The sequence below is a fragment of the Bacillus sp. NP157 genome (assembly GCA_018889975.1).
GTDB lineage: Bacteria > Pseudomonadota > Gammaproteobacteria > Xanthomonadales > Rhodanobacteraceae > Luteibacter.
Window position 1 is genome coordinate 4,495,001 of the sequence record CP076546.1, and the last position, 26,530, is coordinate 4,521,530.

The following is a 26,530-nucleotide window of genomic DNA, read 5'->3' on the forward strand; positions in this document are numbered from 1 at the left end:
CTGGAAGGTTAATTGATGGGGTCAGCCGCAAGGCGAAGCTCTTGATCGAAGCCCCAGTAAACGGCGGCCGTAACTATAACGGTCCTAAGGTAGCGAAATTCCTTGTCGGGTAAGTTCCGACCTGCACGAATGGCGTAACGACAGCGGCGCTGTCTCCACCCGAGACTCAGTGAAATTGAAATCGCTGTGAAGATGCAGCGTTCCCGCGGCAAGACGGAAAGACCCCGTGAACCTTTACTATAGCTTTACACTGAACGTTGAGTTCTTCTGTGTAGGATAGGTGGGAGGCTACGAAACCAGGACGCTAGTTCTGGTGGAGCCATCCTTGAAATACCACCCTGAAGTGCTTGACGTTCTAACCTAGGTCCGTAATCCGGATCAGGGACCGTGTATGGTGGGTAGTTTGACTGGGGCGGTCTCCTCCCAAAGAGTAACGGAGGAGCACGAAGGTACGCTCAGCGCGGTCGGACATCGCGCACTGTGTGCAAAGGCATAAGCGTGCTTGACTGCGAGATCGACGGATCAAGCAGGTACGAAAGTAGGTCTTAGTGATCCGGTGGTTCTGTATGGAAGGGCCATCGCTCAACGGATAAAAGGTACTCCGGGGATAACAGGCTGATACCGCCCAAGAGTTCATATCGACGGCGGTGTTTGGCACCTCGATGTCGGCTCATCACATCCTGGGGCTGTAGCCGGTCCCAAGGGTATGGCTGTTCGCCATTTAAAGTGGTACGCGAGCTGGGTTCAGAACGTCGTGAGACAGTTCGGTCCCTATCTGTCGTGGGCGTTGGAGATTTGAGAGGGGCTGCTCCTAGTACGAGAGGACCGGAGTGGACGTTCCGCTGGTGTTCGGGTTGTCATGCCCATGGCATTGCCCGGTAGCTACGAACGGAAGCGATAACCGCTGAAAGCATCTAAGCGGGAAGCGCGCCTCAAGATGAGATCTCCCGAGAGCTAGACTCTCCTTAAGGCACCATCAAGACTAGGTGGTTGATAGGCACGGTGTGGAAGTGCAGCAATGCATTGAGCTTACGTGTACTAATGAGCCGTGAGGCTTGACCATATAACCCCAAGACGCTTCACCGTCTTAACTCAAGCTTCGATCCGGACGTTCCCGGACGCTTGTCACTCGTTTACACCCTCTGTGGAGCCGGCGCTCGAAAAGCGCTGCTCCCACCCCTTCCCTGGCGGCTATAGCGGCGTGGTCCCACCTGATCCCATCCCGAACTCAGAAGTGAAACGCGCATGCGCCGATGGTAGTGTGGCTCAAGCCATGCAAGAGTAGGTCACCGCCAGGGGCTTTATCCTGGAAACCCGGTCTCATCTGAGACCGGGTTTTCTTTTGCCTGCGATTTGGATCGCTGTAGGAGCGCGCCTGCGCGCGATTTGCCCCTCGGCTTCACCGCGTCGTTGGCTTTCGCGCGCAGGCGCGCTCCTACATGTCATTGGGTTTCATCGGGTACGCTTACGCCATGACTACGGATCTACGCCTTAACCGTCGCCAGGAAGAGCTTGTCGCGATCGTCCAGCGCGAGGGCTTCGTCGCCGTCGACGAGCTGGCCACGCATTTCGACGTGGCGCCGCAGACCATTCGCCGCGACCTCAACCTGCTTGCCGATGGCGGCCTGATTCGCCGTTACCACGGCGGCGTCAGCGCGCCCTCCAGCATCGAGAACGTGGCCTACGCGGCCCGGCAGACGCTGCAGGCGGCGGAGAAGAACCGCATCGCCAGCGCCATTGCCGCGCATATCCCCGATGGATCCTCGATCTTCATCAACCTCGGTACCACCAACGAGGGGGTAGGGCGTGCGCTTCTCGAGCACCGCAACCTCCGCGTCATCACCAACAACCTCAATATCGCCATCCTGCTCAGCGACAACCCCACCTTCGAGGTGATCGTCGCCGGCGGGGTCGTGCGTGGGCGCGACCACGGCGTCACCGGCGAAACCACGATCGACCTGATCCGCCAGTTCAAGGTGGACTACGGGATCATCGGTATCTCCGGGATCGAGCTGGACGGTACGCTGCTCGACTTCGACTTTCACGAGGTCCGCGTCGCCCAGGCGATCGTCGAACATTCCCGCCAGGTCATCCTGGGCGCCGACCATACGAAGATCGGGCGCAACGCCATGGTCAAGCTGGGCGACTTCTCGCGGATCGACGCCTGGTACACCGACAAGGCGCCGCCGGAGGAGTTGGTGCCCGTGCTGGCTGCCGCCGGCACCCAGCTGCATATTGCCGAGTAGGAGCGCGCCTGCGCGCGATGGGTCCTGACGTATTGCAGCTAGCTCATCTTCATCGCCCTCGGCTCATCCTCATCGCGCTAGTCATCCTGATCGCCCGTGCCTCATCGCTTCGTTGGCTTCTCGCGCGCAGGCGCGCTCCTACAGGGGCGGGCCTGTGGGGTGGTTTACGCTGCGTTGCAGCGTGCGATGTTCGTTTGTGTTCGAATATGCTCCTTTGACGCCAGCGAAGCGTGTCCTGTCGTGTGAAATGTTCGTTATCGAACGTACCCGAGCGTAGGGTTTTACGCGTGCAGGCACCTTCGCCCCTATTGAGCGGAGCGTGTAATGGTTGAGCAGGTCGATGTCCTGGTGGTTGGCGGTGGCGTAAACGGCGTGGGTATTGCCCGCGACGCGGTAGGGCGCGGGCTGTCGGTTTGGCTGTGCGAGCGCGACGACCTGGCTTCGCACACTTCAAGTGCGGCGACGAAGCTTATCCACGGTGGCCTGCGCTACCTCGAGCAATTCGAATTCGCCCTGGTCGGCAAGGCGCTGGCCGAGCGCGAAGTGCTGCTGCGTGCCGCACCGCACATCATCTGGCCGCTTCGCTTCGTCCTCCCGCACCAGCCGCACCTGCGCCCGGCGTGGATGATCCGGATCGGCCTGTTCCTCTACGACCATCTCGGCCGCGGTCGCCGCACGCTGCCCGGTTCGCGCCGCGTCCGCTTTGCCAAGCACGTCACCGGCGAACCGATGCGTGCCGAGTTCACCCAGGGCTTCGTCTATTCGGATGCGTGGGTCCAGGACGCACGCCTGGTGGTGCTCAACGCCATGGACGCCGTGCACCGCGGTGCGAAGATCGAGACCCATACGCGTTGCGTCAGCGCACGCCGCGATGGCGATGCGTGGATCGCCGAGCTCGAAGCACGCGATGGTACCCGCCACTTCGTCCGTGCCCGCTCGCTGGTGAACGCGGCCGGCCCGTGGGCGGCCAGCTTCCTCGACGACGTCGCCCACGTGAAGCACACGCACAGCCTGCGCCTGATCAAGGGCAGCCACATCGTTGTGCCGAAGATCTTCGACCACCGCTACGCGTACATCTTCCAGCAGCCTGACCGCCGCATCGTGTTCGCCATCCCCTATGAGCGCGACTTCACCCTGATCGGCACCACCGACATCGAGTACAAGGCCGACCCGTCGCATCCCACCATCGACGCGGAGGAAACCCAGTACCTGTGCGAGGCGGTCAACCGCTACTTCAAGAAGCAGCTGACCCCGAAGGATGTCGTCTGGAGCTATAGCGGCGTACGTCCCCTCCTGCAGGACGAAGCGGGCAGCGCCTCGGAAGTCACGCGCGATTACCTGCTGGATATCGACCAGACCGGTGGTGCACCGTTGCTCAATGTCTTCGGCGGCAAGCTCACCACGTTCCGCAAGCTCTCCGAGGAGGCGGTCGACAAGCTCGCCCCGCTGCTGGGCAACGACAAGCCGGCCTGGACGGCCGACGCGAGGCCGCTGCCCGGCGGTGGCGAGCGTGACATCGACGCCCTCACCGACGACATCCGCGCGTCGCGTCCGTGGCTGCCGGAAGCCTTCGCCTGGCGCCTCACCCATATGTACGGCACCCGTGCGCGCGACCTGCTGGGCGAAGCCAACGGGCTCGACGCGCTGGGCAAGCATTTCGGCTCCGACCTGTACCAGGCCGAGGTGGATTACCTCGTGCGCCACGAATGGGCCACCGAAGCCGAAGATATCCTCTGGCGGCGTAGCAAGATCGGCCTGCGCGTCGGTCCGGACGATGTCCGCCGCCTCACCGAATACCTGGATCAGCGGGTGCCCAAGGCCCCGACGACCCCCACCCCGTAACGCCCCGGCGCTACCCCAACCATGAAACCGATGGAGAGACGGATCATGCGGCAACAGTTCGGCGAGTTGATCTCAGAAGCCCTCGCGATGTTCATCATCATCGCATTCGGCGATTCCGTAGCGTGCATGTACGTGCTCTACGACCCCAGTCCCTACCTCAATGCGTATTGGGGCGTGTGTATCGCGTGGGGCCTTGCCGTCACCATCGCGATCTACGCGACGGCCTCGGTGTCGGGCACGCACGCAAACCCGGCGGTGACCCTCGCGCTGGCGGTCTTCCGCGACTTCTCGTGGAAGAAAGTGGTGCCGTACTGGATCGCGCAGGTGATCGGTGCGTTCCTCGGTGCCGCCATCGTCTACGCCCTGTACGGCCCGGTCATCGACCACTTCAACGAAACGCATAACCTGACCCGCGAAGCGGGCGGTGCCGCGGGTGTGTTCTTCACCCACCCGGGCCTGGCGATCACGCCGATGCACGCGCTGTCCGACCAGATCATCCTCACCGCCTTCCTGCTGTTCGGTATCTTCGCGATCACCGAGCAGTACAACGAGACCGCGCCGGGCGCCAACAGTGGCGCGCTGATCATCGGCCTGCTGGTCGCCACCATCGGTGCGTCGATGGGTTACCTCGAAGCATGGGCGATCAACCCCGCGCGTGACTTCGGCCCGCGCCTGTTCGCGTATTTCGCCGGATGGGGCTCCTCGGCGCTGCCTTCGCCGGACAACTACTGGTGGGTTCCGATCGTCGGCCCGCTGATCGGCGGTGTCGTTGGCGGCGGTGCCTACCAGCTGCTCGTGCATCCCTTCCTGCCGGCCCGCCAGCGTGCGCTTGAAGAAGCGCGCCAGGCCGCCGGTCGCAATTCCTCCAACACCACCCGTTAAAGAGGCCAGAGATGAGCAAGCAGAAATACATCCTCGCCATCGACCAGGGCACCACCAGCTCGCGCACCATCCTGTTCGATCACGACGGCAACATCGCCGGCACGGCGCAGCGTGAGTTCCCGCAGATCTTCCCGCAGCCGGGCTGGGTCGAGCACAACCCGCGCGAGATCATGACCAGCGTGCTGTCGACGATGACCGAAGTCATCAGCAGCTCGGGCATCGACGCGTCGTGCATCGAAGGGATCGGCATCACCAACCAGCGCGAAACCGCGGTGGTTTGGGACAAGGCCACCGGCCAGCCGATCTACAACGCGATCGTGTGGCAGTCGCGCCAGACCGCCGACATTTGCGAACGGCTGAAGAAGGAAGGCCATGACCAGATGGTCCGCGACAAGACCGGCCTGCTGATCGACGCGTACTTCGCCGGCACCAAGGTGCGCTGGATCCTCGACCACGTCGAAGGTGCACAGGAGCGCGCGGAGAAGGGCGAACTGCTGTTCGGCACGATCGACACCTGGGTGATCTGGAACCTGACCGGCGGAAAGGTCCACGTCACCGATTACACCAACGCCTCGCGCACGCTGATGTACGACATCTACAAGCGGCAGTGGGACGATGAGCTGCTGAAGATGCTCAACGTGCCGAAGTCGATGCTGCCGGAAGTGAAGTCGTCCAGCGAAGTCTATGGCAGCACACAGCCGAAGCATTTCTTCGGCCGCGAAGTGCCGATCGCCGGCATCGCGGGTGACCAGCAGGCGGCGCTGTTCGGCCAGGCCTGCTTCGAGCCGGGCCTGGCGAAGAACACCTACGGCACCGGCTGCTTCATGCTGATGAACACGGGCGAGAAGGCGGTGCCGTCGAAGAACGGCCTGCTCACCACCATCGCGTGGGGCCTCGACGGCAAGGTCGAATACGCGCTGGAAGGCAGCATCTTCGTCGCCGGCTCGGTGATCCAGTGGCTGCGCGATGGCCTGCGCATGCTCGGCAAGGCATCCGACTCGCAGTCGTACGCCGAGCGCGCGAAGGACAACGACGGCGTGTACTTCGTCCCGGCCTTCGTCGGCCTCGGCGCACCGTACTGGAAGAGCGACGTGCGTGGCGCGGTGTTCGGCCTCAGCCGCGGCACCACCAAGGAACAGTTCATCCGCGCCGCGCTGGAATCGATGGCCTACCAGACCCGCGACGTGCTCGAAGCGATGCAAAGCGATTCCGGCATCCAGCTGAAGGAACTGCGTGCCGACGGCGGCGCCATCGCCAACGACTTCATGGCGCAGTTCCAGGCCGACATCCTCGACGTGACGCTGCTACGCCCGAAGGTGCAGGAAACCACGGCACAGGGCGCGGCCTACCTCGCCGGCCTGGCCGTCGGCTTCTGGGCCAGCAAGGAAGACATCGCCAAGCGCTGGGCGGTGGATCGCGAGTTCAAGCCGGCGATGACCAAGGAAACCCGCGACGACCTGTACGACGGGTGGAAGCAGGCGGTCAACGCCACGATGGGATTCAAGCCGCGTAATTGATCGTGTGGGCATAAAAAAACGGGGCGGCGCAGTGATGCGCCGCCCCGTTTTTCATGCAGCTTTACGCCGATGCCTGGCCGAACTCGTAACCGAACTGGTCCTTGAACTCCGCCACGAACTGCTCGTAGGTGAAGTACTGGTTCTGCGTGCCCGGGTGTTCGACTTTCAGTGCGCCCATGAGCGAGGCCATGCGGCCGACGGTGGCCCAGTCGTAGTCCTTCATGATGCCGAAGATCAGGCCGGCGCGGTACGCGTCGCCGCAACCGGTCGGGTCGACCACCTGGCGCTCGCGGGCCGGCGGGATGGTGATGGTTTCGCCACCGGCGTGGATCATCGAACCACGCGGGCCGACGGTCACGATGTAGGCCTTCACCTTGGAGGCGATGGTCGCGGCATCCCAACCGGTGCGCTGCTGCAGCAGCTGCGACTCGTAGTCGTTGACGATGACGTAGGTCGACTTCTCGATCATCGAGCGGAACTCGTCGCCGTTGAACAGCGGCATCGCCTGGCCCGGATCGAAGATGAAGGGCACGCCGCGCGCGGCGAACTCGTCCACGTGCTGCAGCATGGCTTCGCGGCCATCCGGTGCGACGATGCCGAACTCGTAGTCGGGGATGTCCCGCACGTGGTTGTCGTGCGCGTTGGACATGGCGCCCGGGTGGAACGCGGTGATCTGGTTGTTATCCAGGTCGGTGGTGATGAAGCACTGCGGCGTGAACATGTCGTCGTACTGGCGCACGCCGTCGAGGCGGATGCCGTGCTTTTCCATGTGCGCGCGGTACGGGGCGAAATCCTGGCCGACGGTGGCCACGGGCATCGGCTCGCCGCCGAGCAGCTTCAGGTTGTAGGCGATGTTGCCGGCGCAGCCGCCGAACTCGCGACGCATCGCCGGGACCAGGAACGACACGTTCAGGATGTGCACCTGATCCGGAATGATGTGGTTCTTGAACTGGTCCTGGAACACCATGATGGTGTCATAGGCGAGCGATCCGCAGATTACGGCAGTCATCGTGTAAGCAACCCTGAATAAGATGATCCGGAACGGCTTCCGGCAAACCGGCGGATCGTACTAAAAATCGCCGGTCGAGGCGACCTCCGCATTTGCGTACAGATTTACGGGATCGGTACAGGATTCGCACGCATCATTCAGACTTACAAGGCTTTCTTAACTTCTTCGCCCTTGCGTGATGGGGGGGCGCAACTTAGACTTCCCTGCTTACTTTTTCCGGCTACCGGGCGCCCGCCGCATCATGTTTAAGAAGTTCCGCGGACTCTTTTCGAACGACATCTCCATCGATCTCGGCACGGCCAATACGCTCATTTATGTGCGCGGCCAGGGCATTGTCCTGAACGAGCCGTCGGTGGTCGCCATCCGCCAGGACCGTGGTCCGGGTGGCCCTCGTGCCGTTGCCGCCGTCGGTGGCGACGCCAAGCGCATGCTCGGCCGCACCCCTGGCAACATCGCCACGGTGCGCCCGATGAAGGACGGCGTCATTGCCGACTTCACCATGACCGAGGCGATGCTCCAGCACTTCATCAAGCAGGTCCACCGCTCGCGCATGCTGCGTCCCAGCCCGCGCGTGCTGGTCTGCGTGCCCTGCGGTTCCACCCAGGTGGAACGCCGCGCGATCAAGGAATCGGCCGAAGGCGCCGGTGCCCGTGACGTCTTCCTGATCGAAGAGCCGATGGCGGCCGCGATCGGTGCAGGCATCCCGGTGCACGAGGCCCGTGGCTCGATGGTCCTCGACATCGGCGGCGGCACCTCCGAAGTGGCGGTGATCTCGCTCAACGGCATCGTCTACTCGCAGTCCGTGCGCGTGGGCGGCGACCGCTTCGACGAGGCCATCATCAACTACGTGCGCCGCAACCACGGCACGCTGATCGGTGAATCCACCGCCGAGCGGATCAAGCTCGAGGTCGGCTGCGCCTTCCCGCAGAGCGAAGTCCGCGAGATGGAAATCTCCGGGCGTAACCTCGCCGAAGGCGTGCCGCGCATGTTCACCATCAACTCCAACGAAGTGCTGGAAGCCCTGCACGAGCCGCTTTCCGGCATCGTGGCGGCGGTCAAGGCCGCGCTGGAGCAGACCCCGCCGGAGCTCTGCTCCGACGTGGCCGAGCGCGGCATCGTGCTCACCGGTGGTGGCGCGCTGCTGCGCGACCTGGATCGCCTCATTTCCGAGGAAACCGGCCTGCACGTGGCCGTGGCCGACGACCCGCTCACCTGCGTGGCGCGTGGCGGCGGCAAGGCCCTGGAAATGATCGACCAGCACGGCAGCGACTTCTTCGCTTTCGAATGATGGACGCGCGCGCCGCGTCGGCCTGGGCGCGCTAATCCATGGCCCTCAATCGCGACGACAAGTCGCCGTTGTTCTCGCCCGGCGTGGCGGGAACGCTGCGCCTGATCGTTTACCTCGCGCTCGCCTGCGTGCTGATGGTCCTCGACCATCGCGGCGGCTGGCTGGCGAACGTCCGTTACGGGCTGTCGATCATCGTCGAGCCCGTCTACCGGATCGCCGGCCTGCCTTCGCAGGGCTTCCAGGCGGCGACGGTGGCGTTCGCCGATCGGCAGCGCCTCACCGAGGCCAACCAGCGCCTGCGTGAAGACCTGCTGCTGGCCAACGCCAAGCTCAACCGCATGGCCTCGGTCGCCGAGCAGAACACCCGCCTGAAGGAACTGCTGGACACCCAGCACAGCCTGTCGATCAGCGTGCAGCTCGCCCGCCTGATCGGCGTGGACCTCGGAACCTTCCGCCATCGCATCGTGCTGAACCTCGGCTCGCGCGACCAGGTGAAGCCGGGCCAGGTGGTGATCGATGCGCGCGGCGTCATGGGCCAGATCGTCGAAGTGATGCCGACCACCTCGGTGGCGATGCTGATCACCGATCCGAACCACGCCATCCCGGTCACGATCGAACGCACCGGCCTGCGCACCGTGGCCTACGGCTCGCGTGCGGGCGACATGCTCTCGCTGCCGAACATCCCGGTCTCGGCCGACGTGCAGGCCGGCGACAAGCTGGTCACCTCGGGCCTGGGCGGGCGTTTCCCGCCGGGCTTCCCCGTGGGCGTGGTCCGCGACGTGGGCCAGACCCCGTCGGGCACCTTCCTGTCGGCCAATGCCGTGCCCTCGGCCGACCTCGACCGCAGCGAAGACGTCTTGCTGCTGCACGACCTGGCCGAGCCCGCGGGACCGCCCGATGTCGCCCAGCCGGTCGGTCCGCCGCCGGGCCTGGCCCCGGATCCGAACGCACCGGCGCCGTCCAGCTCCAGCGCCGCGCCACGCCCGACCCTGCCGTCGGTGACCTCGCCGACCGTCAGTGGCGCGCCGGCACGCACTTCTTCCACCGGTCGCAGCGGGGCCACGCCATGAACAAGACGCGCGTCCGCCAGCTCTGGTTCGCCGCCACGCTGCTCGCCTCGCTGTTCCTGATGCTGATCCCGCTGCCGGGTCCGCTCACCCCGTTCAAGCCGTACTGGCCTGCGCTGGTGCTGCTGTACTGGTGCCTGCAGTCGGGCGATCGGGTCGGCCTCGGCCTCGCCTTCTGCCTGGGTGTCGGCGCGGACCTGTTCAACGGCGTGGTGCTCGGCGAACAGGCCATGCGCCTCACCGCGATGGTCTTCATCGCGCTGCGTTTCCGCTCGCGCCTGCGCTTCTTCCCGATGTGGCAGCAGACCCTGGCGGTGCTCGCCTTCCTGCTCAACGACCGCATCCTGCTGCTGCTCATCCGCGTGTTCGGCGGCGATCCGTTGCCGCCGCCGGAGTACTGGATCTCGCCGTTCGTCGGCGCGGCCCTGTGGCCGTTCCTGTTCCTGATCCTCGACGACCTGCGCGCGCGATTGCGCATCCACGAAGCATGAGCAGGCGGCGCGCCTCCATCAAGGAAGTGCGCGGTGAGGTGGCGTTGTTCCGCCGCCGCGCGCTGGCCGGGTTTGCCCTGATCCTGATGGGCCTGGCCGCCGTGTGCGCGCGCTACGTGTACCTGCAGGTCTACCACCACGACGAATTCGCCGCGCGTTCGGAACAGAACCGGATCAAGCCGCGCGCGATCCCGCCGGCGCGTGGCCTGATCTACGACCGCAACGGCGTGCTGCTGGCCGACAACGTGCCCGCGTTCCGCCTGGAAGTGACGCCGGAACAGGTCGGCGACATGGACAAGATGCTCGCCGAGCTGGGTGCCGTCGTGCCGATCAGCGACGACGACATCACCCTGTTCAAGAAGCAGGTGAAGCAGGGCCGCCGGTTCGAAGGCGTGCCGCTGAAGCTCAAGCTCACCGAAGACGAAATCGGCCGTTTCGCCGTGAATCGCTGGCGATTCCCCGGCGTGGACGTGGTCCCGTACCTCACCCGGCGCTACCCGATGGGGCCCGAGTTCGCCCACGTGATCGGCTATGTGAGCCGCATCGATTCGGACGACCTCGATCGCATGGACGACGAGGAAGAGGCCAGCTACAAGGGCACCACCCACATCGGCCGGATCGGGATCGAGCGCTCCTACGAGAAGCTGCTGCACGGTGCGCCGGGCTATGAGCTGGTCGAGGTCAACGCCGACGGCCGCACCCAGGCCGTGCTCGACACCACGCCGCCGACGCCGGGCAAGAACATCTACCTGTCGATCGACACGCGCCTGCAGAAGGCCGCGCTGGAAGGCCTCGCGGGACGCCCCGGCGCCGCCATCGCGATCGATCCGCGCAACGGCCAGGTGCTCGCGTTCGCCAGCTTCCCCACCTTCGATCCCAACCTGTTCGTCAACGGCATCAGCTCGGCCGACTACAAGTCGCTGACCACCGATCCGGACAAGCCGCTGTACAACCGCGCCCTGCGCGGCGTGTACCCGCCGGGCTCGACGGTGAAGCCGCTGCTGGCCCTGGGTGGCCTCACCCTCGGCCTGCGCCGCCCCAGCGACACCGTGTTCTCGAACGGCCAGTTCTGCATCCCGGGACAGAGCCGCTGCTACCGCGACGACGATCGCGGCGGCAACGGCACGGTCAACATGATGCAGGCGATCGAGCATTCGACGAACACGTATTTCTACAAGCTCGCGCTGGACATGGGCATCGATCGCCTTTCGGGCTGGATGTCGAAGTTCAGCTTCGGCAGCAAGACCGGCATCGATCTGGTCGGCGAAGCCGAGGGCGTGTTGCCGTCGCGCGAGTGGAAGGCGAAGCGTTCGAAGGCGGGCTGGTTCCCGGGTGAGACGATCATCGCCGGCATCGGCCAGGGTTACTGGGCGGTGACGCCGATCCAACTGGCCCATGCGATCGCCACCTTCGCCGGCCATGGCGTGCCGTATGCGCCGCACCTGCTGCTGGACACCCAGGACGGCGTCGACAGCCCGCGCGTCGCCCAGTCGTTCCCGCCGGAAGGGCCCTCGGTGGTCCGCCGCGACAGCGACTGGCAGGCGGTGAACCAGGGCATGATCGACGTGATCAACTCGGGCAAGGGCACCGGCAAGAAGGTCGGCATCGGCTTCCCCTACGTGATGGCGGGCAAGAGCGGTACGGCCGAGCGTTTCTCGCGCAAGACCGACGCCTACGACAACAACAAGAACAGCGCCTACCTGGCCTCGCGCCATCGTGCGTGGTTCATCGCGTACACCCCGGCGGAAGACCCGAAGATCGCCGTCGCCGTGCTGCTCGAAGCCGGTGCATGGGGCGCGCAGGATTCCGGCCCGATCGTGCGCAAGATCCTTGACCAGTGGGTGGTCAACTCGGGCGGCCCGCGTCCGGAAGCGTTGCCGCCGGGCCCGATCGCCACCTCGGATGCGCCGATCGAAAGCGCGCCGGCCAGCGACGACAGCGTGCAGGGCGCACAGCCGGCGTCGTCCTCCAGCAGCGAGCCGCCGCCGGACGATAACGGTGAGGACCAGTAACGTGCTTGAGCAACTCACCGTCCGCCTGAAACGCTTCGGCCTGCGCCTGTTGACCCGGCCGCGGCTGGACCTGCCGCTGTTGCTGGCGTTGTTCCTGCTGGCCTGCGCCGGCCTCGCCACGCTGTACAGCGCGGGCGGCGGCAACTATTCGCTGGTCGGCGGCCAGGCCGCGCGCTTCGTGCTCGGCGCGGTGCTGCTGGTGGTCATCTCGCGCATCCCGCCGCCGGTGCTGCGCTCGTGGACGCCGTGGCTGTATGCCGGCAGCACGGCGCTGTTGGTGGTGGTCGCCGCGCTGGGCGAGGGCAGGGGCGCGTACCGCTGGCTCGACCTCGGCGTGATGCGTTTCCAGCCGTCCGAGTTGCTGAAGCTGACCATGCCGATGATGGTGGCGTGGTACCTGCATCCGCGGCAGCTGCCGCCGAGCTGGAAAGACATCATCGTGGTCGGCCTGCTGATCGCTGTGCCAGCCGGCCTGATCGCCGAGCAGCCCGACCTAGGCACGGCGCTACTGGTGGCCGGGGCAGGCGCGTTCGCGCTGTTCCTCTCGGGCATGGCCTGGTGGCGGATCGGCTTGCTGGTCGGTAGCGTGGGTGCGGCGATCCCGGTGGCCTGGCAGTTCCTCCACGAATACCAGCGCAACCGCGTGCGCACGCTGCTCGACCCGGAATCCGACCCGCTGGGCAACGGCTGGCACATCATCCAGTCGAAGATCGCGGTGGGCTCCGGTGGTGTGTTCGGCAAGGGCTGGCAGCACGGCACGCAGTCGCGCCTGGACTTCCTGCCCGAACACACCACCGACTTCATCTTCGCGGTGTTTTCCGAGGAATTCGGCCTGGTCGGCGTGCTCGCGATCATGCTGCTGTACGCCTTCATCATCGGCCGCTGCCTGTGGATCGCGATGAACGCGCGCGACACCTATTCGCGCCTGCTGGCCGGTGCAATCGGCATGAGCTTTTTCGTGTACGTCGCCGTCAACGGCGGCATGGTCGCGGGCATCCTGCCGGTGGTCGGCGTGCCGATGCCGCTGGTCAGCTACGGCGGCACGTCGGCGGTGTCGCTGCTGACCGGCTTCGGCGTCCTGATGTCGATCCATGCCAATCGAAAACTGCACGATTAATGCCTGAACAGGCGCTCAATCCCGCCCCAGGCGTGCCTCGGCAGCGTGCTACGCTTCGGTGCATGGATGATGTTCTGAACGCGCACCGCGCACGACCCTTGCGTTTCCTCCCGCGCCTCGCCGGCGCGACGATGTTCCTTCCGCTGCTGTTCGCCTCCGTGGCCCACGCCGAGACCCATCCGGGCCAGGCGGCGCTGGTGCGTGAAGTCGCGAAAGACACCGGGAAAAGCCCCGCGGCGCTGAACAAGGTGCTCGACGGCGCGAAGATGCAGCAGTCGATCATCGATGCGATGAACCGCCCGGCCGAAGGCAAGCCGTGGAGCGCTTACCGGCCGATCTTCCTCACCGAGGACCGGATCGCCGCGGGTGCGGCGTTCTACAACACGCATCGTCCGCTGCTGGAGCGGATCGGCCGCAAGTACGGCGTGCCGCCGGAATACATCGTCGCCATCGTCGGCGTGGAAACCTTCTACGGCCGCAACACCGGCAAGTACAAGGTGCTCGATGCGCTGGCGACGCTGGCGTTTTACTACCCCAAGCGCGCGCCGTTCTTCCGCGAACAGCTGAAGACCCTGCTCGAGCTGCCGTCGAACCACCTTGGTGGCCCGCTGGATACGCTGACCGGCTCGTATGCCGGTGCGCAGGGCTGGGGCCAGTTCATGCCCTCGTCGATCCGCGACTGGGGCGTCGACGACGACGGCGACGGCCGGATCGACATGAAGGGCTCGATGGGCGACATCTTCGCCAGCGTGGCCAACTACTTCAAGGAACACGGCTGGCAGACCGGCGGCCCCGTCGCCGCCCGCGCCCAGCCCGATCGCGGCGCGCAGGCGCCGGCCGTGCCGAAGGACTGGCGCCCGGTGGCGCCGGTGGAATCCTTCGTCGCCAGCGGCTTCGCGCCCGTGCAGCACCTCGACCCGGGTCGCGATGCGCAGCTGGTCCGCCTCGATGGCCCCGGCGGCGACGAGTACTGGTTCACCTTCCAGAATTTCTACGTGATCACCACGTACAACCGCAGCCCGATGTACGCGCTCGCCGTCGACCAGCTCGCGCAGGAGATCCGCGCCCGCGTCAAAGGCCCCGCCACCCGATGACCCCCATCCCCGCATCGCGCCGTTGTTGTAGGAGCGCGCCCGCGCGCGACCCCAGCACGCGATGGGGCGGGTTATGTATCGAGCCGACCATTGGATCGTCCAATGAATCGGGCCGTGGATCGCGCGCAGGCGCGCTCCTACTCCTTCTCGTGGCGTTGCTACTAACCGCCTGCGGCAGCCCGCACAACACCCGCCCCACGTCGGGAAAGCGCACCGGCAGCTCCAGCCGCTTCAACGACGACATCAGCAAGTCGCAGGGCTCGCGCTACCGCAGCAACGCCGACAGCGTCTCGACCGATGTCCCGGACGTCAGCAAGATCCCCGAGCCGGTGCCGAAGAACGAACCGCGATCGCTCTACGGCAACAAGTCGCCGTACTCGGTGCTCGGGCAGACTTACAACGTGCTGTCCAGCCCGAAGGGTTACGTCGAGCGTGGCATCGCGTCGTTCTATGGCAACAAGTTCCATGGCTACAAGACCTCGAACCTCGAGGAATACGACATGTACCAGTTCAGCGCGGCGCACAAGACGCTGCCGCTGCCGAGCTACGCGCGTGTGACCAACCTGCAGAACGGCAAGAGCGTGGTCGTGCGGATCAACGATCGCGGGCCGTTCCACGAAAACCGGATCATCGACCTGTCCTTCGCCGCCGCGGTGAAGATCGGCGTGTGGCCGAGCGGCACCGGCCTGGTCGAGGTCCGCGCGATCGACCCGTCCGACCCGGCCGCCGCCGCGGCAGCCCCGCCGCCGTATGTGTCGACCCAGCCCAAGCCGGCCCCGGTGACGGCCCCGCCGCCGCCCTCGCGCCCGGCCGGCACGCCAGCGCCGCCGTCGGGCCGCGTCGTGGCCACCCCGGCCGCCGTGGCGACTGGCGCGATGCTGGCCTCCGCGCCGCGCCCGGCACCGAATGCGACGACGTCGACCCCGGTCGCCGTCGGCAACCCCGAGGATGCCGGCCCCGTGCCCGGCATGACCGATGTGGCCGTCTCCGATGCGTTGCCGCCTCCGGCCCCCGGCGGTAGGAGCGCGCCTGCGCGCGATCAGACCCCACCGGAGGTGGCCGGCAAACCCAGCATTTACCTTCAGGTCGGGGCGTTTTCCGACCTGGCTAACGCGAATCGCGTGGCGGATCAGTTGAACCGGGCCGGCCTTGGGCCGGTCAGTGTCATCGAGACCAGTATTTCCGGGCGCAGCGTGCGCCGGGTGCGGGTCGGTCCGCTGGCCGACGTCGATACCGCCGACAAAGTGACCGACCAGATCGCCGGCATGGGCCTGCCCAGGCCCTCGGTCGCGGTAGACTGAACCCCTTTTTTCCCGCTTGTTTTTGACTGGACCGCTGAAACGATGAAGCTCTTGCCCCGTTCCCTGTTCGCTTTCGCCGCCGCCGCGCTCGTCGCCGGCGTGACCGTGGCGCAGCAGACGCCGCCGCGTCCCGTGGTTCCGCGCCCCGTGGTGCCCGAGGCCCCCGTGCCGCCGCCGCCGGACGTCGAAGGCAAGAGCTGGGTCCTGATGGACTACAACACCGGGCAGATCATCGCCTCGAAGGACCCGGACGTGCAGCTGGAGCCGGCCTCGATCACCAAGATCATGACCGACTACGTGGTCTCGGCCGAGCTGGGCAACGGCAAGATCCACAACGAAGACCCGGTCACCATCAGCGAAAACGCATGGCGTGGCGGCGGTGCCAGCACCGACGGCTCGACCAGCTTCCTCAAGCTCAACAGCCAGGTGAAGCTGAAAGACCTGCTGTACGGCATGATCATCCAGTCCGGCAACGACGCCGCCATCGCCCTGGCCGAGCACACCGCGGGCTCGGAGCCGGCGTTCGCCAACCTGATGAACGCCTACGCCAAGCAGCTGGGCATGACCCATTCGCAGTTCCAGAATGCGTCGGGCTATCCGGTCGCCAACCACTACACGACGGCCCGCGACATCGCGATCCTGTCGCGCGCGCTGATCCACGACTTCCCCGAGGACTACGCGATCTCGGCGGTCAAGGAATTCGAGTGGAACGGCATCAAGCAGCACAACCGCAACCTGCTGCTGTGGCGCGATAACACCGTCGACGGCATCAAGACCGGCCACACCGCCGCCGCCGGCTACTGCCTGGCCGCGTCGGCCAAGCAGGGCGACGCCCGCATGATCGCCATCATCATGGGCGCCAGCAGCGAAAAGGGCCGCGCCGACGCCGCGCTGGCGCTGCTCAACTACGGCTTCCGTTTCTACGAAAGCCACAAGCTGTACGACGCCAACAAGCCGCTGGTCACGCCGAAGCTGTGGAAGGGTGCCGAAAACACCTTGCCGCTGGGCGTGAGCGAAGCCGTGATGGTTTCGGTCAAGCGCGGCGACTACGAGAAGCTGAAGGCCGACCTCGACGTGCCGTCGACCCTGATCGCCCCGTTCAAGAAGGGCCAGCAGGTCGGTACGCTGCGCGTGACGCTCGACGGCCAGCCGGTGATGACCGCTCCGCTGGTCGCCCTGAACGATGCCCCGGAAGGCGGCTTTTTCTCGCGCCTGTGGGACACCATCATGCTGTGGTTCCATAGCGACGACAGCGCCAAGAAGTAAGGAGTCCGCCATGCGTGAAATCGACTTCAGCCACGCCCAGAAAGAGGGCAAGGGCTTCCAGTTCCCGGGTCAGTTCGAGATCACGGCGATCGGCAACGCGAACACGGGCCTGAAGGCCCGCGTTCCCGAGATCCTGCACGGCATCGGCCTGGAAGTGCTCCACGAGACGGTGACCTCGAAGCTCACCCCCGCGGGTAATTACGAGTCGGTCGCGGTGAGCTTCGTCGCGCCGACCCGCGAGAAGTACCTCGAGGCCCACGACGTGCTCCGCGCCGACGAAAACATCCGCTTCACCCTCTGACCGCCCCCCCACCGTGTAGGAGCGCGCCTGCGCGCGATTAGGGGTTGGAGAAGAGCGTAACGAGTACCGTGTTGAGAGTATCGAGGAAGAGCTGGCCATGGTTTTTACCCGGTACTCTCTACTCTCTACTCGATACGCTCCTGAGCCCCCCATCGCGCGCAGGCGCGCTCCTACACGGAGCGGGGGTTTGCCCTTGAACCGGCGGTTGTCACCCGCCATTTCCTCCTGATCCCCCAAAAGCCAAGCCGTTTCCCCCCATGACCCTCCCCCTCAACGTCCGCCGGCTGGGGCGCGTGCCCTACGAAACCTCCTGGAGGGCCATGAGTGCCTTCACCGACAACCGCACCGACGACACCGTCGACGAGCTGTGGCTGCTGGAGCACGACCCGGTGTTTACGCTGGGCCAGGCGGGGCTGGACGAGCACGTGCTGTTTGCCGGGGATATCCCGGTGGTGCGGGTCGATCGCGGTGGCCAGGTGACCTACCACGGCCCGGGCCAGATCGTGGCCTACCCGATGATCAACCTGCGCCGGGTCGGCGTGGGCGTGCGCGAGCTGGTCTGCAAGATCGAGCAGTCGATCATCGACACCCTGGGCGAGTGGAACATCGGCGCGGCGCGGCGTGAAGGCGCCCCCGGCGTGTATACCGCCGACGCCAAGGTGGCCGCCCTCGGCCTGCGCGTGCGCCGTGGCTGCAGCTTCCATGGCCTGGCCTTCAACGTCGACATGGACCTGGAGCCCTTCCACCGCATCAACCCCTGCGGCTACAAGGGTTTGGAAGTCACCCAGGTGGTAGACTTGGGGGGTCCGTCGCAGTTGGCAGACGTGGAAGATGTCCTGGTACAGGAATTCTGCAAGCAGTTCGGTTTCCACGCCGTGCACGCCGCTCCCGTCATCCCCGAACTCCCCGCCCGCATTGCGGTCTGAGGTCGTAGTCGTATGAGCCAAACCGCCCCCATCCCCGCCCGCAGCATCCCCATCGCCGTCGTCGACAAGCCCGGCGAGAAGATGCTCGGAAATGACAAGATCGCGCTCAACCGCGCGGCCTTCGACACCGATGCGCCCGTGCTGCGCAAGCCGAGCTGGATCCGCGTGCGCCTGCCCCAGGGCAACGCCGTGCAGCAGCTGAAGGCGCGCCTGCGCGAAAACTCGCTGGTCACCGTGTGCGAGGAAGCCTCGTGCCCGAACATCCACGAGTGTTTCTCCAAGGGCACCGCCACCTTCATGATCCTCGGCGAGGTCTGCACCCGCCGTTGCTCGTTCTGCGACGTGGCCCACGGCCGCCCGCTGGCGCCGGATCCGCTGGAACCGGCCCGCCTGGCCGAGACCATCCGTGACATGCGCCTGAAATACGTGGTGATCACCTCGGTGGATCGCGACGACCTGCGTGACGGCGGTGCCGAGCATTTCGCCTCGTGCATCCGTGCCGTGCGCCATGCGAGCCCGAACATCCGCATCGAGATCCTCACCCCGGATTTCCGCGGCAAGGGCCGCATGGAGCGCGCGCTGGAAGTTCTCAAGGACTACCCGCCGGACGTGTTCAACCACAACCTGGAAACGGTGCCGCACCTCTACCGCGAAGTGCGCCCGGGTGCCGATTACCAGTGGTCGCTCGACCTGCTCAAGCGCTTCAAGGCGCAGCATCCGGATGTCCCGACCAAGTCCGGCATCATGCTGGGCCTGGGCGAGACGATGGAGCAGGTGCTGGAGACGATGCGCGATCTACGCGCCCATGACGTCGACATGATCACCATTGGCCAGTACCTGCAGCCCACGGCGCACCACCACCCGGTGGTCCGCTACTGGACGCCGGACGAATACGAGGCCCTGCGCGTCGCTGGCGAAGAGATGGGCTTCGGCCATGTCGCTTCCGGCCCGTTGGTGCGATCCTCCTACCATGCCGACCTGATGGCTCACGCCGCCGGCGTCGTCGAATAATCGCAAGAAGCACCACGAGGCAACTACATGACCCTTCGCCCCGCGTCGCTCGCCCTCCTGCTGGCTCTTACCGCAGCCGGGGCGCATGCCGCCCAGAATGCCGCACCCCAGCAGCCTGGCGCGACGCCGCCGGCGAAGAGCGCCACGCCGCAACCGAAGGATGCTTCGGAAGCGGCGACGTCGCCCGAGCCCCAGAAGAAAGAATCGTCCCTGCCGCTGAAGCCGACCTCGGCGGAAACCCAGGCCGCGCAGCTGTCCGCGCGTTTCCTGACCCGTTTCCACTACCAGGCGCAGCCGCTCGACGACGCCATGTCGGCGAAGATCTTCAAGGCGTACTTCGATTCGCTCGATAGCGAAAAGGTCTTCTTCACCCAGGAAGACATGGCGAAGTTCGAGCCGATGAAGACCCAGTTCGACGACGCGATCTGGAACCAGGACCTCACCGGTCCCTTCACGGTGTTCAACCTGTACATCACGCGCGCCGTCGATCGCATGAACTATGCGCGCGGCCTGCTGAAGAAGGGCTTCGACCTCAGCGGCAACGAAAGCTTCAACTTCGACCGCAAGAAGGCGGCGCTGCCGAAGAACCAGGCCGAGCTCGACGACGTGTGGCGCAAGCGCACGATGAACGACTGGCTGCGCCTGAAGCTGGCCGGCAAGAGCGACGACGACATCCGCAAGACGCTGGACAAGCGCTACGCGACCTACATCACCCGCGTGCGCCAGCTGGATGACGAAGACGCGACCCAGGCCTTCATGACGGCCTACGCCAACTCCACCGACCCGCATACCGATTACCTCGGCCCCCGCGCCGCGGACGCCTTCGACATCGCCATGCGCCTGTCGCTGGAAGGCATCGGCGCGGTGCTGCAGGCACGCGACGACTACACCACCATCCGCGAGCTGGTCCCCGGCGGCCCGGCGATGAAGTCCGGCAAGATGAAGCCGGGCGACCGCATCCTCGCCATCGGCCAGGGCGAAACCGGCCCGATGGTCGACGTCGTTGGCTGGCGCCAGGACGACGTGGTCAAGCTGATCCGCGGCAAGAAAGACACCACCGTGCGCATCGAAGTGCTGGCGGGCGACGCCGGCATGGACGGCAAGCACGACATCGTGACCCTCGTGCGCAAGAAGGTGACGATGGAAGAGCAGGCCGCCAAGTCGAAGGTCATCGACGTGAAGGACGGCGACGTCACCCGCAAGATCGGCGTGATCGAGCTGCCCACGTTCTACCAGGACTTCGGCGCGCGCCGTAACGGCGACACCAACTTCAAGAGCGCCACCCGCGACGTGTCCAAGCTCCTTACCGAGCTGAAGGCGCAGAAGGTGGAAGGCGTGATCATGGACCTGCGCAACAACGGCGGCGGTTCGCTCAACGAGGCCACCGAGCTCACCGGCCTGTTCATCGATACCGGCCCGGTCGTGCAGGTGCGCGATGCGCGCGGCCAGGTCGAAGCCCAGGGCGACGACCAGCCGGGCATGTCGTGGGATGGCCCGATGGCGGTCATGGTCAACCGTGGCTCGGCATCGGCGTCGGAAATCTTCGCCGCGGCGATTCAGGATTACGGCCGTGGCCTGATCATCGGCGAGCCGACCTTCGGCAAGGGCACCGTGCAGAACCTGGTGGACCTGGACCGTTTCGGCAAGGCGACCACGGGTGAAGACGCCAAGTACGGCGAGCTGAAGATGACCATCGCCGAGTTCATCCGGATCAACGGCGACAGCACCCAGCTGCACGGCGTGACCCCGGACGTGCGCTTCCCGGAAAACGGCGACGCGAAGGAATTCGGTGAGTCGACCTACGACAACGCGCTGCCGTGGCGTCACATCGATCCGGCTGATTACAAGCCGGTCGCCGACCTGAAGCCGATCGTGGGCCCGCTGAACCAGAAGCACGAAGCTCGCGTGGCGAACTCGCCGGCGTGGAAGCTGATGCTCGACGAGCTGGCCCAGTACAAGAAGCTGCGCGACAAGACCGATGTGTCGCTCAACTTCGCCGCCCGCCAGGCCGAGCGCAAGCAGTTCGACGCCACCCAGGCCGACTTCCGCAACCGTCGCAAGGCGATCTTCGGCGGTGACGGCAGCCCGGCGGCCGACGACCAGGATTCGGGTGACGACGGCCTCAACGCCAACGAGCGCAGCATCAAGAGCGACCTGAAGCAGGAAGCCGACGCCAAGAAGGCCAAGGACACCCCGCTGGAAGAAGCCGCGCACATCGTCAGCGACGAAGTCACCCTGATCAAGGGCGATGCGAAGGTCGCCAGCACGGTGCTGCCGTATGGTGGGAAGAAGATCGATACGCCGCCGCAGACAGCGGCGGCGGTGAAGCCGGCGCCTAACACGCCTTGAAGAAATGGCCCCTCACGGGGCCATTTTTTTGCCCAGCACGGGGCGGTGCAACCGGGTCTTCACGTTTCCATTGCTAGCCTGCGCCGCGATCTTTCGCTTCGATAAGGCAGGCTCGCATGCTCGACTTCCTCGATCGCCTTGGCGTGGACCACGCCACCCGGCTCATCATCATTTCCTGGTCGATCCGCATCGGCCTTTCGCTGGTGGCGCTGTTCATCGGCTTCTGGATCGCCGCCCGCATCGCCAACGTCGGCCGCCGTGCGTTGGAGCGCGCGCATGTCGACGTCACCCTCGCCACCTTCCTGCGGAATGCCATCTACGGGTTGCTGATCGCCTTCATCATCGTCCAGGTGATGGGCATGGCGGGTATCCCGACGGCGTCGTTGATCGCCGCGCTCGGTGCCGCCGGCCTCGCCATCGGCCTGGCCCTGAACAGCTCGCTGTCCAACCTCGCGTGGGGTGTTCTGCTGATCCTCTTCCGGCCCTATCGCATCGGCGACTACGTGCTGATCGGCGGCGTGGAGGGCACGGTGCAGAGCATCAACCTGATGCACACCTACGTGGTGACCCCGGACAACCGCGAGGCCGTGGTGCCGAACGCGAAGGTCGGCGGCGACGCGATCATCAACTACAACGTGCGCGGCACCCGCCGGTTCGAGATCAAGGTGGGCATCGCCTACAACGACGACATCGGCAAGGCCATGGACATCATCAACGGCCTGATCGAGTCCGATCCGCGGATCATGAAAGACCCCGCGCCGGGCGTGTGGACCGACAGCCTCACCGCGTCCAACGTCATCCTGGTCGTCCGCGGCTGGTGCACGGTGTCGGACATGTACGGGGCGCAGACCCAGCTGTTGCGCGGGATCAAGGACAAGTTCGCCGAAGCCGAGATCACGATCCCCTCGTCGTCCACCGACATCCGCCTCCTCCCCGCCACCGTGTAGGAGCGCGCCTGCGCGCGAATGGGGTTAGCGTGGCCCCCATCGCGCGCAGGCGCGTCCCACGGGGGTGGTTGGGTGCATAGCTGCCTTGCAGTTCATGGCAAACGGGCGTTTGAATCGTGCCAAAAGCCTCCAACGGGCCTACAATCGACCGGTTGCGCCGCAGCACGGCGCCCAGTGATTCCCCCGTCGAAGGGTTCGTCCGCCCTCCGACGCGCTCTTTAGGAGGTTCCATGGCCGACGTCAAAGAAGCCCGCGTCCCCGATATCGGTGGCAAGCCGGTGCCCATCATCGAAATCATGGTCAAGGTCGGCGATACCGTCGAAAAGGACCAGAGCCTGGTCACGCTGGAGTCCGACAAGGCCACCATGGAAGTGCCCGCGCCGTTTGCCGGCGTGATCAAGGAGCTGAAGGTCAAGGTCGGTGACGAGGTCAACGACAACGACGTGATCGCCCTGGTCGAGGCCGCTGGCGATGCGCCGGCCGCCGCCGCACCCAAGGCCGACGCGCCGAAGCAGGAAGAAAAGGCCGCCCCGGCGCCGGCCCCGGCTCCGGCCACCGCCAAGGCCGCGGCGCCGTCCGCGTCGAAGGCTTCCGGCCCGGTCAACGTCAATGTCCCGGACATCGGCGGCAAGCCCGTGCCGATCATCGAGATCATGGTCAAGGTCGGCGACACCGTCGAAAAAGACCAGAGCCTGATGACCCTGGAATCCGACAAGGCCACGATGGACATCCCGGCCCCGGCCGCAGGCGTCATCAAGGAACTGAAGGTCAAGGTCGGCGACGAAGTGAACGACGGCGACCTCATCGCCGTGCTGGAAGGCGAGGGTGGCGGCGAAGCCGTCGCGGCCGACGCGCCGAAGGCCGACAAGCCTGCCGCCGAAGCCCCCGCGAAGCCGGCAGCCGCTGCCGCGCCGACCCCGGCGGCGAGCAAGGCCGACGCCCCGGTCGGTGGCACCCCGCGTACCCCGCCGGTGTCGTTCGACGCCTCGGTGATCATGCCGGGCGATGCCCCCTACGCCAGCCCCGCCGTGCGTGCGTTCGCACGCGAGCTCGGCGTGGACGTGGCCCAGGTCAAGGGTAGCGGCCGTGGCGGTCGCATCCAGCGCGAAGACATCTCCGCCTACGTCAAGAACGTGATGACCTCCGGCGCGGCACCGTCCGCGGGCGGCGCACCGGCATCGGGTGGCGGCAACGGCCTGACCCTGCTGCCGTGGCCGAAGGTCGACTTCTCGAAGTTCGGCGACGTGGAAGAAAAGCCGCTGGGCCGCATCCCGAAGATCTCGGCCGCGAACCTCGCCCGCAACTGGGCGATGATCCCGCACGTCACGCAGTTCGAAGACGCCGACATCACCGAGATGGAAGCCTTCCGCAAGAAGCTCGGCGAAGAGAACAAGGAACTGAAGGTCACCCCGCTGGTCTTCCAGATCAAGGCGGTGGTCGCGGCGCTGAAGAAGTTCCCGACCTTCAACTCGTCGCTCGACGCGGCCGGCGAAACGCTGACGCTGAAGAAGTACTACAACATCGGCATCGCCGTGGACACGCCGGACGGCCTGGTCGTCCCGGTCATCCGCGACGCCGACAAGAAGGGCCTGCTCGAGCTCGCCGCCGAACTCGGTGAAATCTCAAAGAAGGCGCGCGACAAGAAGCTCACCGCCGCCGACATGTCGGGTGGCTGCTTCTCGATCTCCTCGCTCGGCGGCATCGGTGGCACGGCGTTCACGCCGATCATCAACGCGCCGGAAGTGGCGATCCTCGGCGTTTCCAAGGCGGCGATGAAGCCGGTCTGGAACGGCAAGGAATTCGCGCCGCGCCTGCTGCTGCCGCTGTCGCTGTCGTACGACCATCGCGTCATCGACGGTGCCCTGGCCGCACGCTTCGCCGTGTACCTCGCCCAGCAGCTCGGCGACATCCGTCGCCTGCTGCTCTGACCGGAGGCGACACGCATGGCAAACACCATTGAACTGAAAGTGCCGGACCTCGGCGGTTCGCACGACGTGCCGGTGATCGAGATCCTCGTAAAAGTGGGCGACGTGGTCGAGAAGGACCAGAGCCTGATCACGCTGGAATCGGACAAGGCGACGATGGACGTGCCGGCCTCGCAGGGCGGCAAGATCGTCGAGATCAAGGTCAAGGTCGGCGACGAAGTCAACGACGGCACGCTGATCGCGACGATCGAGGCGGCTGGCGCGGGCGATGCGTCGGCGGCCGACAAGGCGGGCGCCGACAAGGCATCGGCCGACAAGGCGGCTCCGGCGAAGGCCTCGGCTGACACGGCGGCGGCCTCGAAGCCGGCTGACAAGCCGGCCAGCCAGGGCACGGTCTCCGAAGCCCCGGCCCACCAGGCACCGGCACCCGGCAAGCAGGGCACGGCCCCGCAGGCTGCGGCACCGTCGGGTCGCAAGGCCGACATCGAATGCCAGCTGGTCGTGCTGGGCTCCGGCCCGGGCGGCTACACGGCGGCCTTCCGCGGCGCGGACGTCGGCCTCGACACCGTGCTGGTCGAGCGTTACGAATCGCTCGGCGGCGTCTGCCTCAACGTCGGCTGCATCCCGTCGAAGGCCCTGCTGCACGCGGCTGCCGTCATCGACGAAGCGGCGGCGATCGAAGCGCACGGCATCAGCTTCGGCAAGCCGAAGATCGACCTGGACAAGCTGCGCTCGTTCAAGGAAAAGGTCGTCGGCAAGCTCACCGGTGGCCTGGCCCAGATGGCCAAGGCGCGCAAGGTGCGCACCGTCACCGGCGTGGGCATGTTCATCTCGGCCAACGAGATGGAAGTGAAGACCGCCGACGGCACCAAGCTGATCCGTTTCGAAAACGCGATCATCGCGGCCGGTTCGCAGTCGGTGAAGCTGCCCTCGTTCCCGTGGGACGACGAGCGCGTCATCGACTCCACCGGCGCGTTGGAACTGCGTGACGTGCCCAAGACGATGCTCGTCGTCGGCGGCGGCATCATCGGCCTGGAAATGGCCACGGTGTACGCCGGCCTCGGCACGGACGTCACCGTCGTCGAACTCGCCGACCAGCTGATGCCGGGCGCCGACCTCGACCTGGTGAAGCCGCTGCAGCAGCGCATCGCCAAGCGTTACAAGGGCATCCACCTCAAGACCAAGGTCGTCGAGGCGAAGGCCACGAAGAAGGGCATCGAAGTGACCTTCGATGGCGAGAGCATTCCCGAGACGAAGCTGTTCGATCGCGTGCTCGTGTCGGTCGGCCGTTCGCCGAACGGCGGCAAGGTCGGCGCGGACAAGGCGGGCGTCGAAGTGACCGATCGCGGCTTCATCGCGGTCGATCGCCAGATGCGCACCAACGTGCCGCACATCTTCGCCATCGGCGACCTCGTCGGCCAGCCGATGCTGGCGCACAAGGCCACGCACGAAGCCAAGGTCGCCGCGGAAGCCGCGGCCGGCCAGAAGAGCTTCTTCGACGCACGCGTGATTCCGTCGGTGGCCTACACCGATCCGGAAATCGCATGGGTCGGCGTGACCGAACGCGAAGCGAAGGAAAAGGGCCTGAAGGTCGGCGTCGGCAAGTTCCCGTGGGCCGCCTCCGGCCGCGCGATCGGCATCGACCGCACCGAAGGCTTCACCAAGCTGATCTTCGACGAAGAGACCCACCGCATCGTCGGCGCCGGCATCGTCGGCGTCCACGCGGGCGACCTCATCAGCGAACTCGCACTCGCCATCGAAATGAGCTGCGAAGCCGGCGACATCGGCCGCACCGTCCACCCGCACCCCACGCTCGGCGAATCCGTCGGCATGGCCGCCGAGGTGTACGAAGGCACGATCACCGACCTCTACATCCCAAAGAAAAAATAACGCAGCACCTGTAGGAGCGCGCCTGCGCGCGATCCCCGATTCCCGGGGC

Annotated in this window: 20 protein-coding genes and 2 rRNA genes (1 of these 22 only partly in view); 21 read left to right on the forward strand and 1 reads right to left on the reverse strand. The window is 65.8% G+C overall.

The window, feature by feature from the left end; translation table 11 throughout:
* From KPL74_20385 to glpK, 6 genes are all read left to right on the forward strand, one after another.
* Positions 1–1,063: ribosomal RNA gene (locus KPL74_20385) — 23S ribosomal RNA — on the forward strand (it extends 1,822 nt beyond the left edge of the window).
* A gap of 120 nt (positions 1,064–1,183) precedes the next feature.
* Positions 1,184–1,298: ribosomal RNA gene (gene rrf, locus KPL74_20390) — 5S ribosomal RNA — on the forward strand.
* Between the two features lie 174 nt (positions 1,299–1,472).
* A complete protein-coding gene (locus tag KPL74_20395; GenBank protein ID QWT20091.1) occupies positions 1,473–2,246 on the forward strand; it encodes a DeoR family transcriptional regulator in 774 nt (257 codons plus the stop codon).
* A gap of 324 nt (positions 2,247–2,570) precedes the next feature.
* The gene (gene glpD / locus KPL74_20400; GenBank protein QWT20092.1) at positions 2,571–4,088 is read left to right on the forward strand and encodes a glycerol-3-phosphate dehydrogenase; all 1,518 of its coding nucleotides are present in this window, start codon (positions 2,571–2,573) and stop codon (positions 4,086–4,088) included.
* 45 nt (positions 4,089–4,133) lie between these two features.
* On the forward strand, positions 4,134–4,970 hold the full coding sequence (locus KPL74_20405; GenBank protein ID QWT20093.1) for an aquaporin family protein: 837 nt from the start codon (positions 4,134–4,136) through the stop codon (positions 4,968–4,970).
* Positions 4,971–4,981: 11 nt separating this feature from the next.
* Positions 4,982–6,487: a glycerol kinase GlpK gene (glpK, locus tag KPL74_20410; GenBank protein ID QWT20094.1), complete on the forward strand. Its 1,506-nt coding sequence runs from the start codon at positions 4,982–4,984 to the stop codon at positions 6,485–6,487.
* A gap of 61 nt (positions 6,488–6,548) precedes the next feature.
* Here glpK and KPL74_20415 read toward each other — a convergent pair whose 3' ends face one another.
* Entirely contained in the window at positions 6,549–7,496 is a 948-nt protein-coding gene (locus KPL74_20415) for a carbohydrate kinase family protein (GenBank protein ID QWT20095.1), read from the reverse strand.
* A 241-nt stretch (positions 7,497–7,737) separates the two neighbouring features.
* On the opposite strand from KPL74_20415, the gene KPL74_20420 reads away from it, so the two are divergent.
* The 15 genes from KPL74_20420 (at position 7,738) to lpdA (ending at position 26,481) form a co-directional block, all read left to right on the forward strand.
* Positions 7,738–8,784: a rod shape-determining protein gene (locus KPL74_20420; GenBank protein ID QWT20096.1), complete on the forward strand. Its 1,047-nt coding sequence runs from the start codon at positions 7,738–7,740 to the stop codon at positions 8,782–8,784.
* A 38-nt stretch (positions 8,785–8,822) separates the two neighbouring features.
* Positions 8,823–9,854, forward strand: coding sequence for a rod shape-determining protein MreC (mreC, locus tag KPL74_20425; protein QWT20097.1), 1,032 nt, complete (start codon positions 8,823–8,825; stop codon positions 9,852–9,854).
* Positions 9,851–10,342 (forward strand): rod shape-determining protein MreD, encoded by a 492-nt coding sequence (gene mreD, locus KPL74_20430; protein QWT20098.1) that lies wholly within the window; start codon positions 9,851–9,853, stop codon positions 10,340–10,342. Before mreC ends, mreD begins: the two co-directional genes overlap by 4 nt.
* Positions 10,339–12,354 (forward strand): penicillin-binding protein 2, encoded by a 2,016-nt coding sequence (gene mrdA / locus KPL74_20435; GenBank protein ID QWT20099.1) that lies wholly within the window; start codon positions 10,339–10,341, stop codon positions 12,352–12,354. Before mreD ends, mrdA begins: the two co-directional genes overlap by 4 nt.
* A complete protein-coding gene (gene rodA, locus KPL74_20440; GenBank protein QWT20100.1) occupies positions 12,245–13,471 on the forward strand; it encodes a rod shape-determining protein RodA in 1,227 nt (408 codons plus the stop codon). Before mrdA ends, rodA begins: the two co-directional genes overlap by 110 nt.
* Before the next feature lie 62 nt (positions 13,472–13,533).
* Positions 13,534–14,565 carry a lytic murein transglycosylase B gene (mltB, locus tag KPL74_20445; GenBank protein ID QWT20101.1) on the forward strand — a complete coding sequence of 344 codons (1,032 nt, stop codon included), beginning with the start codon at positions 13,534–13,536 and terminating at the stop codon, positions 14,563–14,565.
* On the forward strand, positions 14,562–15,866 hold the full coding sequence (locus KPL74_20450) for a septal ring lytic transglycosylase RlpA family protein (GenBank protein QWT20102.1): 1,305 nt from the start codon (positions 14,562–14,564) through the stop codon (positions 15,864–15,866). Before mltB ends, KPL74_20450 begins: the two co-directional genes overlap by 4 nt.
* A gap of 42 nt (positions 15,867–15,908) precedes the next feature.
* Positions 15,909–17,132 (forward strand): D-alanyl-D-alanine carboxypeptidase, encoded by a 1,224-nt coding sequence (locus KPL74_20455; protein ID QWT20103.1) that lies wholly within the window; start codon positions 15,909–15,911, stop codon positions 17,130–17,132.
* 10 nt (positions 17,133–17,142) lie between these two features.
* Positions 17,143–17,433 (forward strand): DUF493 family protein, encoded by a 291-nt coding sequence (locus tag KPL74_20460; GenBank protein QWT20104.1) that lies wholly within the window; start codon positions 17,143–17,145, stop codon positions 17,431–17,433.
* Positions 17,434–17,690: 257 nt separating this feature from the next.
* Positions 17,691–18,359, forward strand: coding sequence for a lipoyl(octanoyl) transferase LipB (gene lipB / locus KPL74_20465; protein ID QWT20105.1), 669 nt, complete (start codon positions 17,691–17,693; stop codon positions 18,357–18,359).
* 81 nt (positions 18,360–18,440) lie between these two features.
* Positions 18,441–19,370: a lipoyl synthase gene (lipA, locus tag KPL74_20470; protein ID QWT22643.1), complete on the forward strand. Its 930-nt coding sequence runs from the start codon at positions 18,441–18,443 to the stop codon at positions 19,368–19,370.
* Between the two features lie 27 nt (positions 19,371–19,397).
* On the forward strand, positions 19,398–21,719 hold the full coding sequence (locus KPL74_20475; protein QWT20106.1) for a carboxy terminal-processing peptidase: 2,322 nt from the start codon (positions 19,398–19,400) through the stop codon (positions 21,717–21,719).
* Positions 21,720–21,835: 116 nt separating this feature from the next.
* On the forward strand, positions 21,836–22,666 hold the full coding sequence (locus KPL74_20480) for a mechanosensitive ion channel (GenBank protein ID QWT20107.1): 831 nt from the start codon (positions 21,836–21,838) through the stop codon (positions 22,664–22,666).
* 230 nt (positions 22,667–22,896) lie between these two features.
* Complete coding sequence (gene aceF, locus KPL74_20485) at positions 22,897–24,594, forward strand: dihydrolipoyllysine-residue acetyltransferase (protein QWT20108.1); 1,698 nt, start codon at positions 22,897–22,899, stop codon at positions 24,592–24,594.
* Between the two features lie 15 nt (positions 24,595–24,609).
* Entirely contained in the window at positions 24,610–26,481 is a 1,872-nt protein-coding gene (gene lpdA, locus KPL74_20490) for a dihydrolipoyl dehydrogenase (protein QWT20109.1), read from the forward strand.
* Positions 26,482–26,530 lie beyond the last annotated feature (49 nt).

Bases quoted from the DNA above. Each gene is read 5' to 3' on its own strand.
- KPL74_20395 (QWT20091.1), top strand. From the start codon at position 1,473: ATGACTACGGATCTACGCCTTAACCGTCGCCAGGAAGAGCTTGTCGCG.
- KPL74_20450 (QWT20102.1), top strand. From the start codon at position 14,562: ATGACCCCCATCCCCGCATCGCGCCGTTGTTGTAGGAGCGCGCCCGCG.
- mrdA (QWT20099.1), top strand. From the start codon at position 10,339: ATGAGCAGGCGGCGCGCCTCCATCAAGGAAGTGCGCGGTGAGGTGGCG.
- KPL74_20480 (QWT20107.1), top strand. From the start codon at position 21,836: ATGCTCGACTTCCTCGATCGCCTTGGCGTGGACCACGCCACCCGGCTC.
- KPL74_20475 (QWT20106.1), top strand. From the start codon at position 19,398: ATGACCCTTCGCCCCGCGTCGCTCGCCCTCCTGCTGGCTCTTACCGCA.
- KPL74_20460 (QWT20104.1), top strand. From the start codon at position 17,143: ATGCGTGAAATCGACTTCAGCCACGCCCAGAAAGAGGGCAAGGGCTTC.
- mltB (QWT20101.1), top strand. From the start codon at position 13,534: ATGGATGATGTTCTGAACGCGCACCGCGCACGACCCTTGCGTTTCCTC.
- lipB (QWT20105.1), top strand. From the start codon at position 17,691: ATGACCCTCCCCCTCAACGTCCGCCGGCTGGGGCGCGTGCCCTACGAA.
- lpdA (QWT20109.1), top strand. From the start codon at position 24,610: ATGGCAAACACCATTGAACTGAAAGTGCCGGACCTCGGCGGTTCGCAC.
- mreD (QWT20098.1), top strand. From the start codon at position 9,851: ATGAACAAGACGCGCGTCCGCCAGCTCTGGTTCGCCGCCACGCTGCTC.
- aceF (QWT20108.1), top strand. From the start codon at position 22,897: ATGGCCGACGTCAAAGAAGCCCGCGTCCCCGATATCGGTGGCAAGCCG.
- mreC (QWT20097.1), top strand. From the start codon at position 8,823: ATGGCCCTCAATCGCGACGACAAGTCGCCGTTGTTCTCGCCCGGCGTG.
- glpD (QWT20092.1), top strand. From the start codon at position 2,571: ATGGTTGAGCAGGTCGATGTCCTGGTGGTTGGCGGTGGCGTAAACGGC.
- KPL74_20415 (QWT20095.1), bottom strand. From the start codon at position 7,496: ATGACTGCCGTAATCTGCGGATCGCTCGCCTATGACACCATCATGGTG.
- lipA (QWT22643.1), top strand. From the start codon at position 18,441: ATGCTCGGAAATGACAAGATCGCGCTCAACCGCGCGGCCTTCGACACC.
- KPL74_20455 (QWT20103.1), top strand. From the start codon at position 15,909: ATGAAGCTCTTGCCCCGTTCCCTGTTCGCTTTCGCCGCCGCCGCGCTC.
- KPL74_20405 (QWT20093.1), top strand. From the start codon at position 4,134: ATGCGGCAACAGTTCGGCGAGTTGATCTCAGAAGCCCTCGCGATGTTC.
- glpK (QWT20094.1), top strand. From the start codon at position 4,982: ATGAGCAAGCAGAAATACATCCTCGCCATCGACCAGGGCACCACCAGC.
- KPL74_20420 (QWT20096.1), top strand. From the start codon at position 7,738: ATGTTTAAGAAGTTCCGCGGACTCTTTTCGAACGACATCTCCATCGAT.
- rodA (QWT20100.1), top strand. From the start codon at position 12,245: ATGCGCCGATCGAAAGCGCGCCGGCCAGCGACGACAGCGTGCAGGGCG.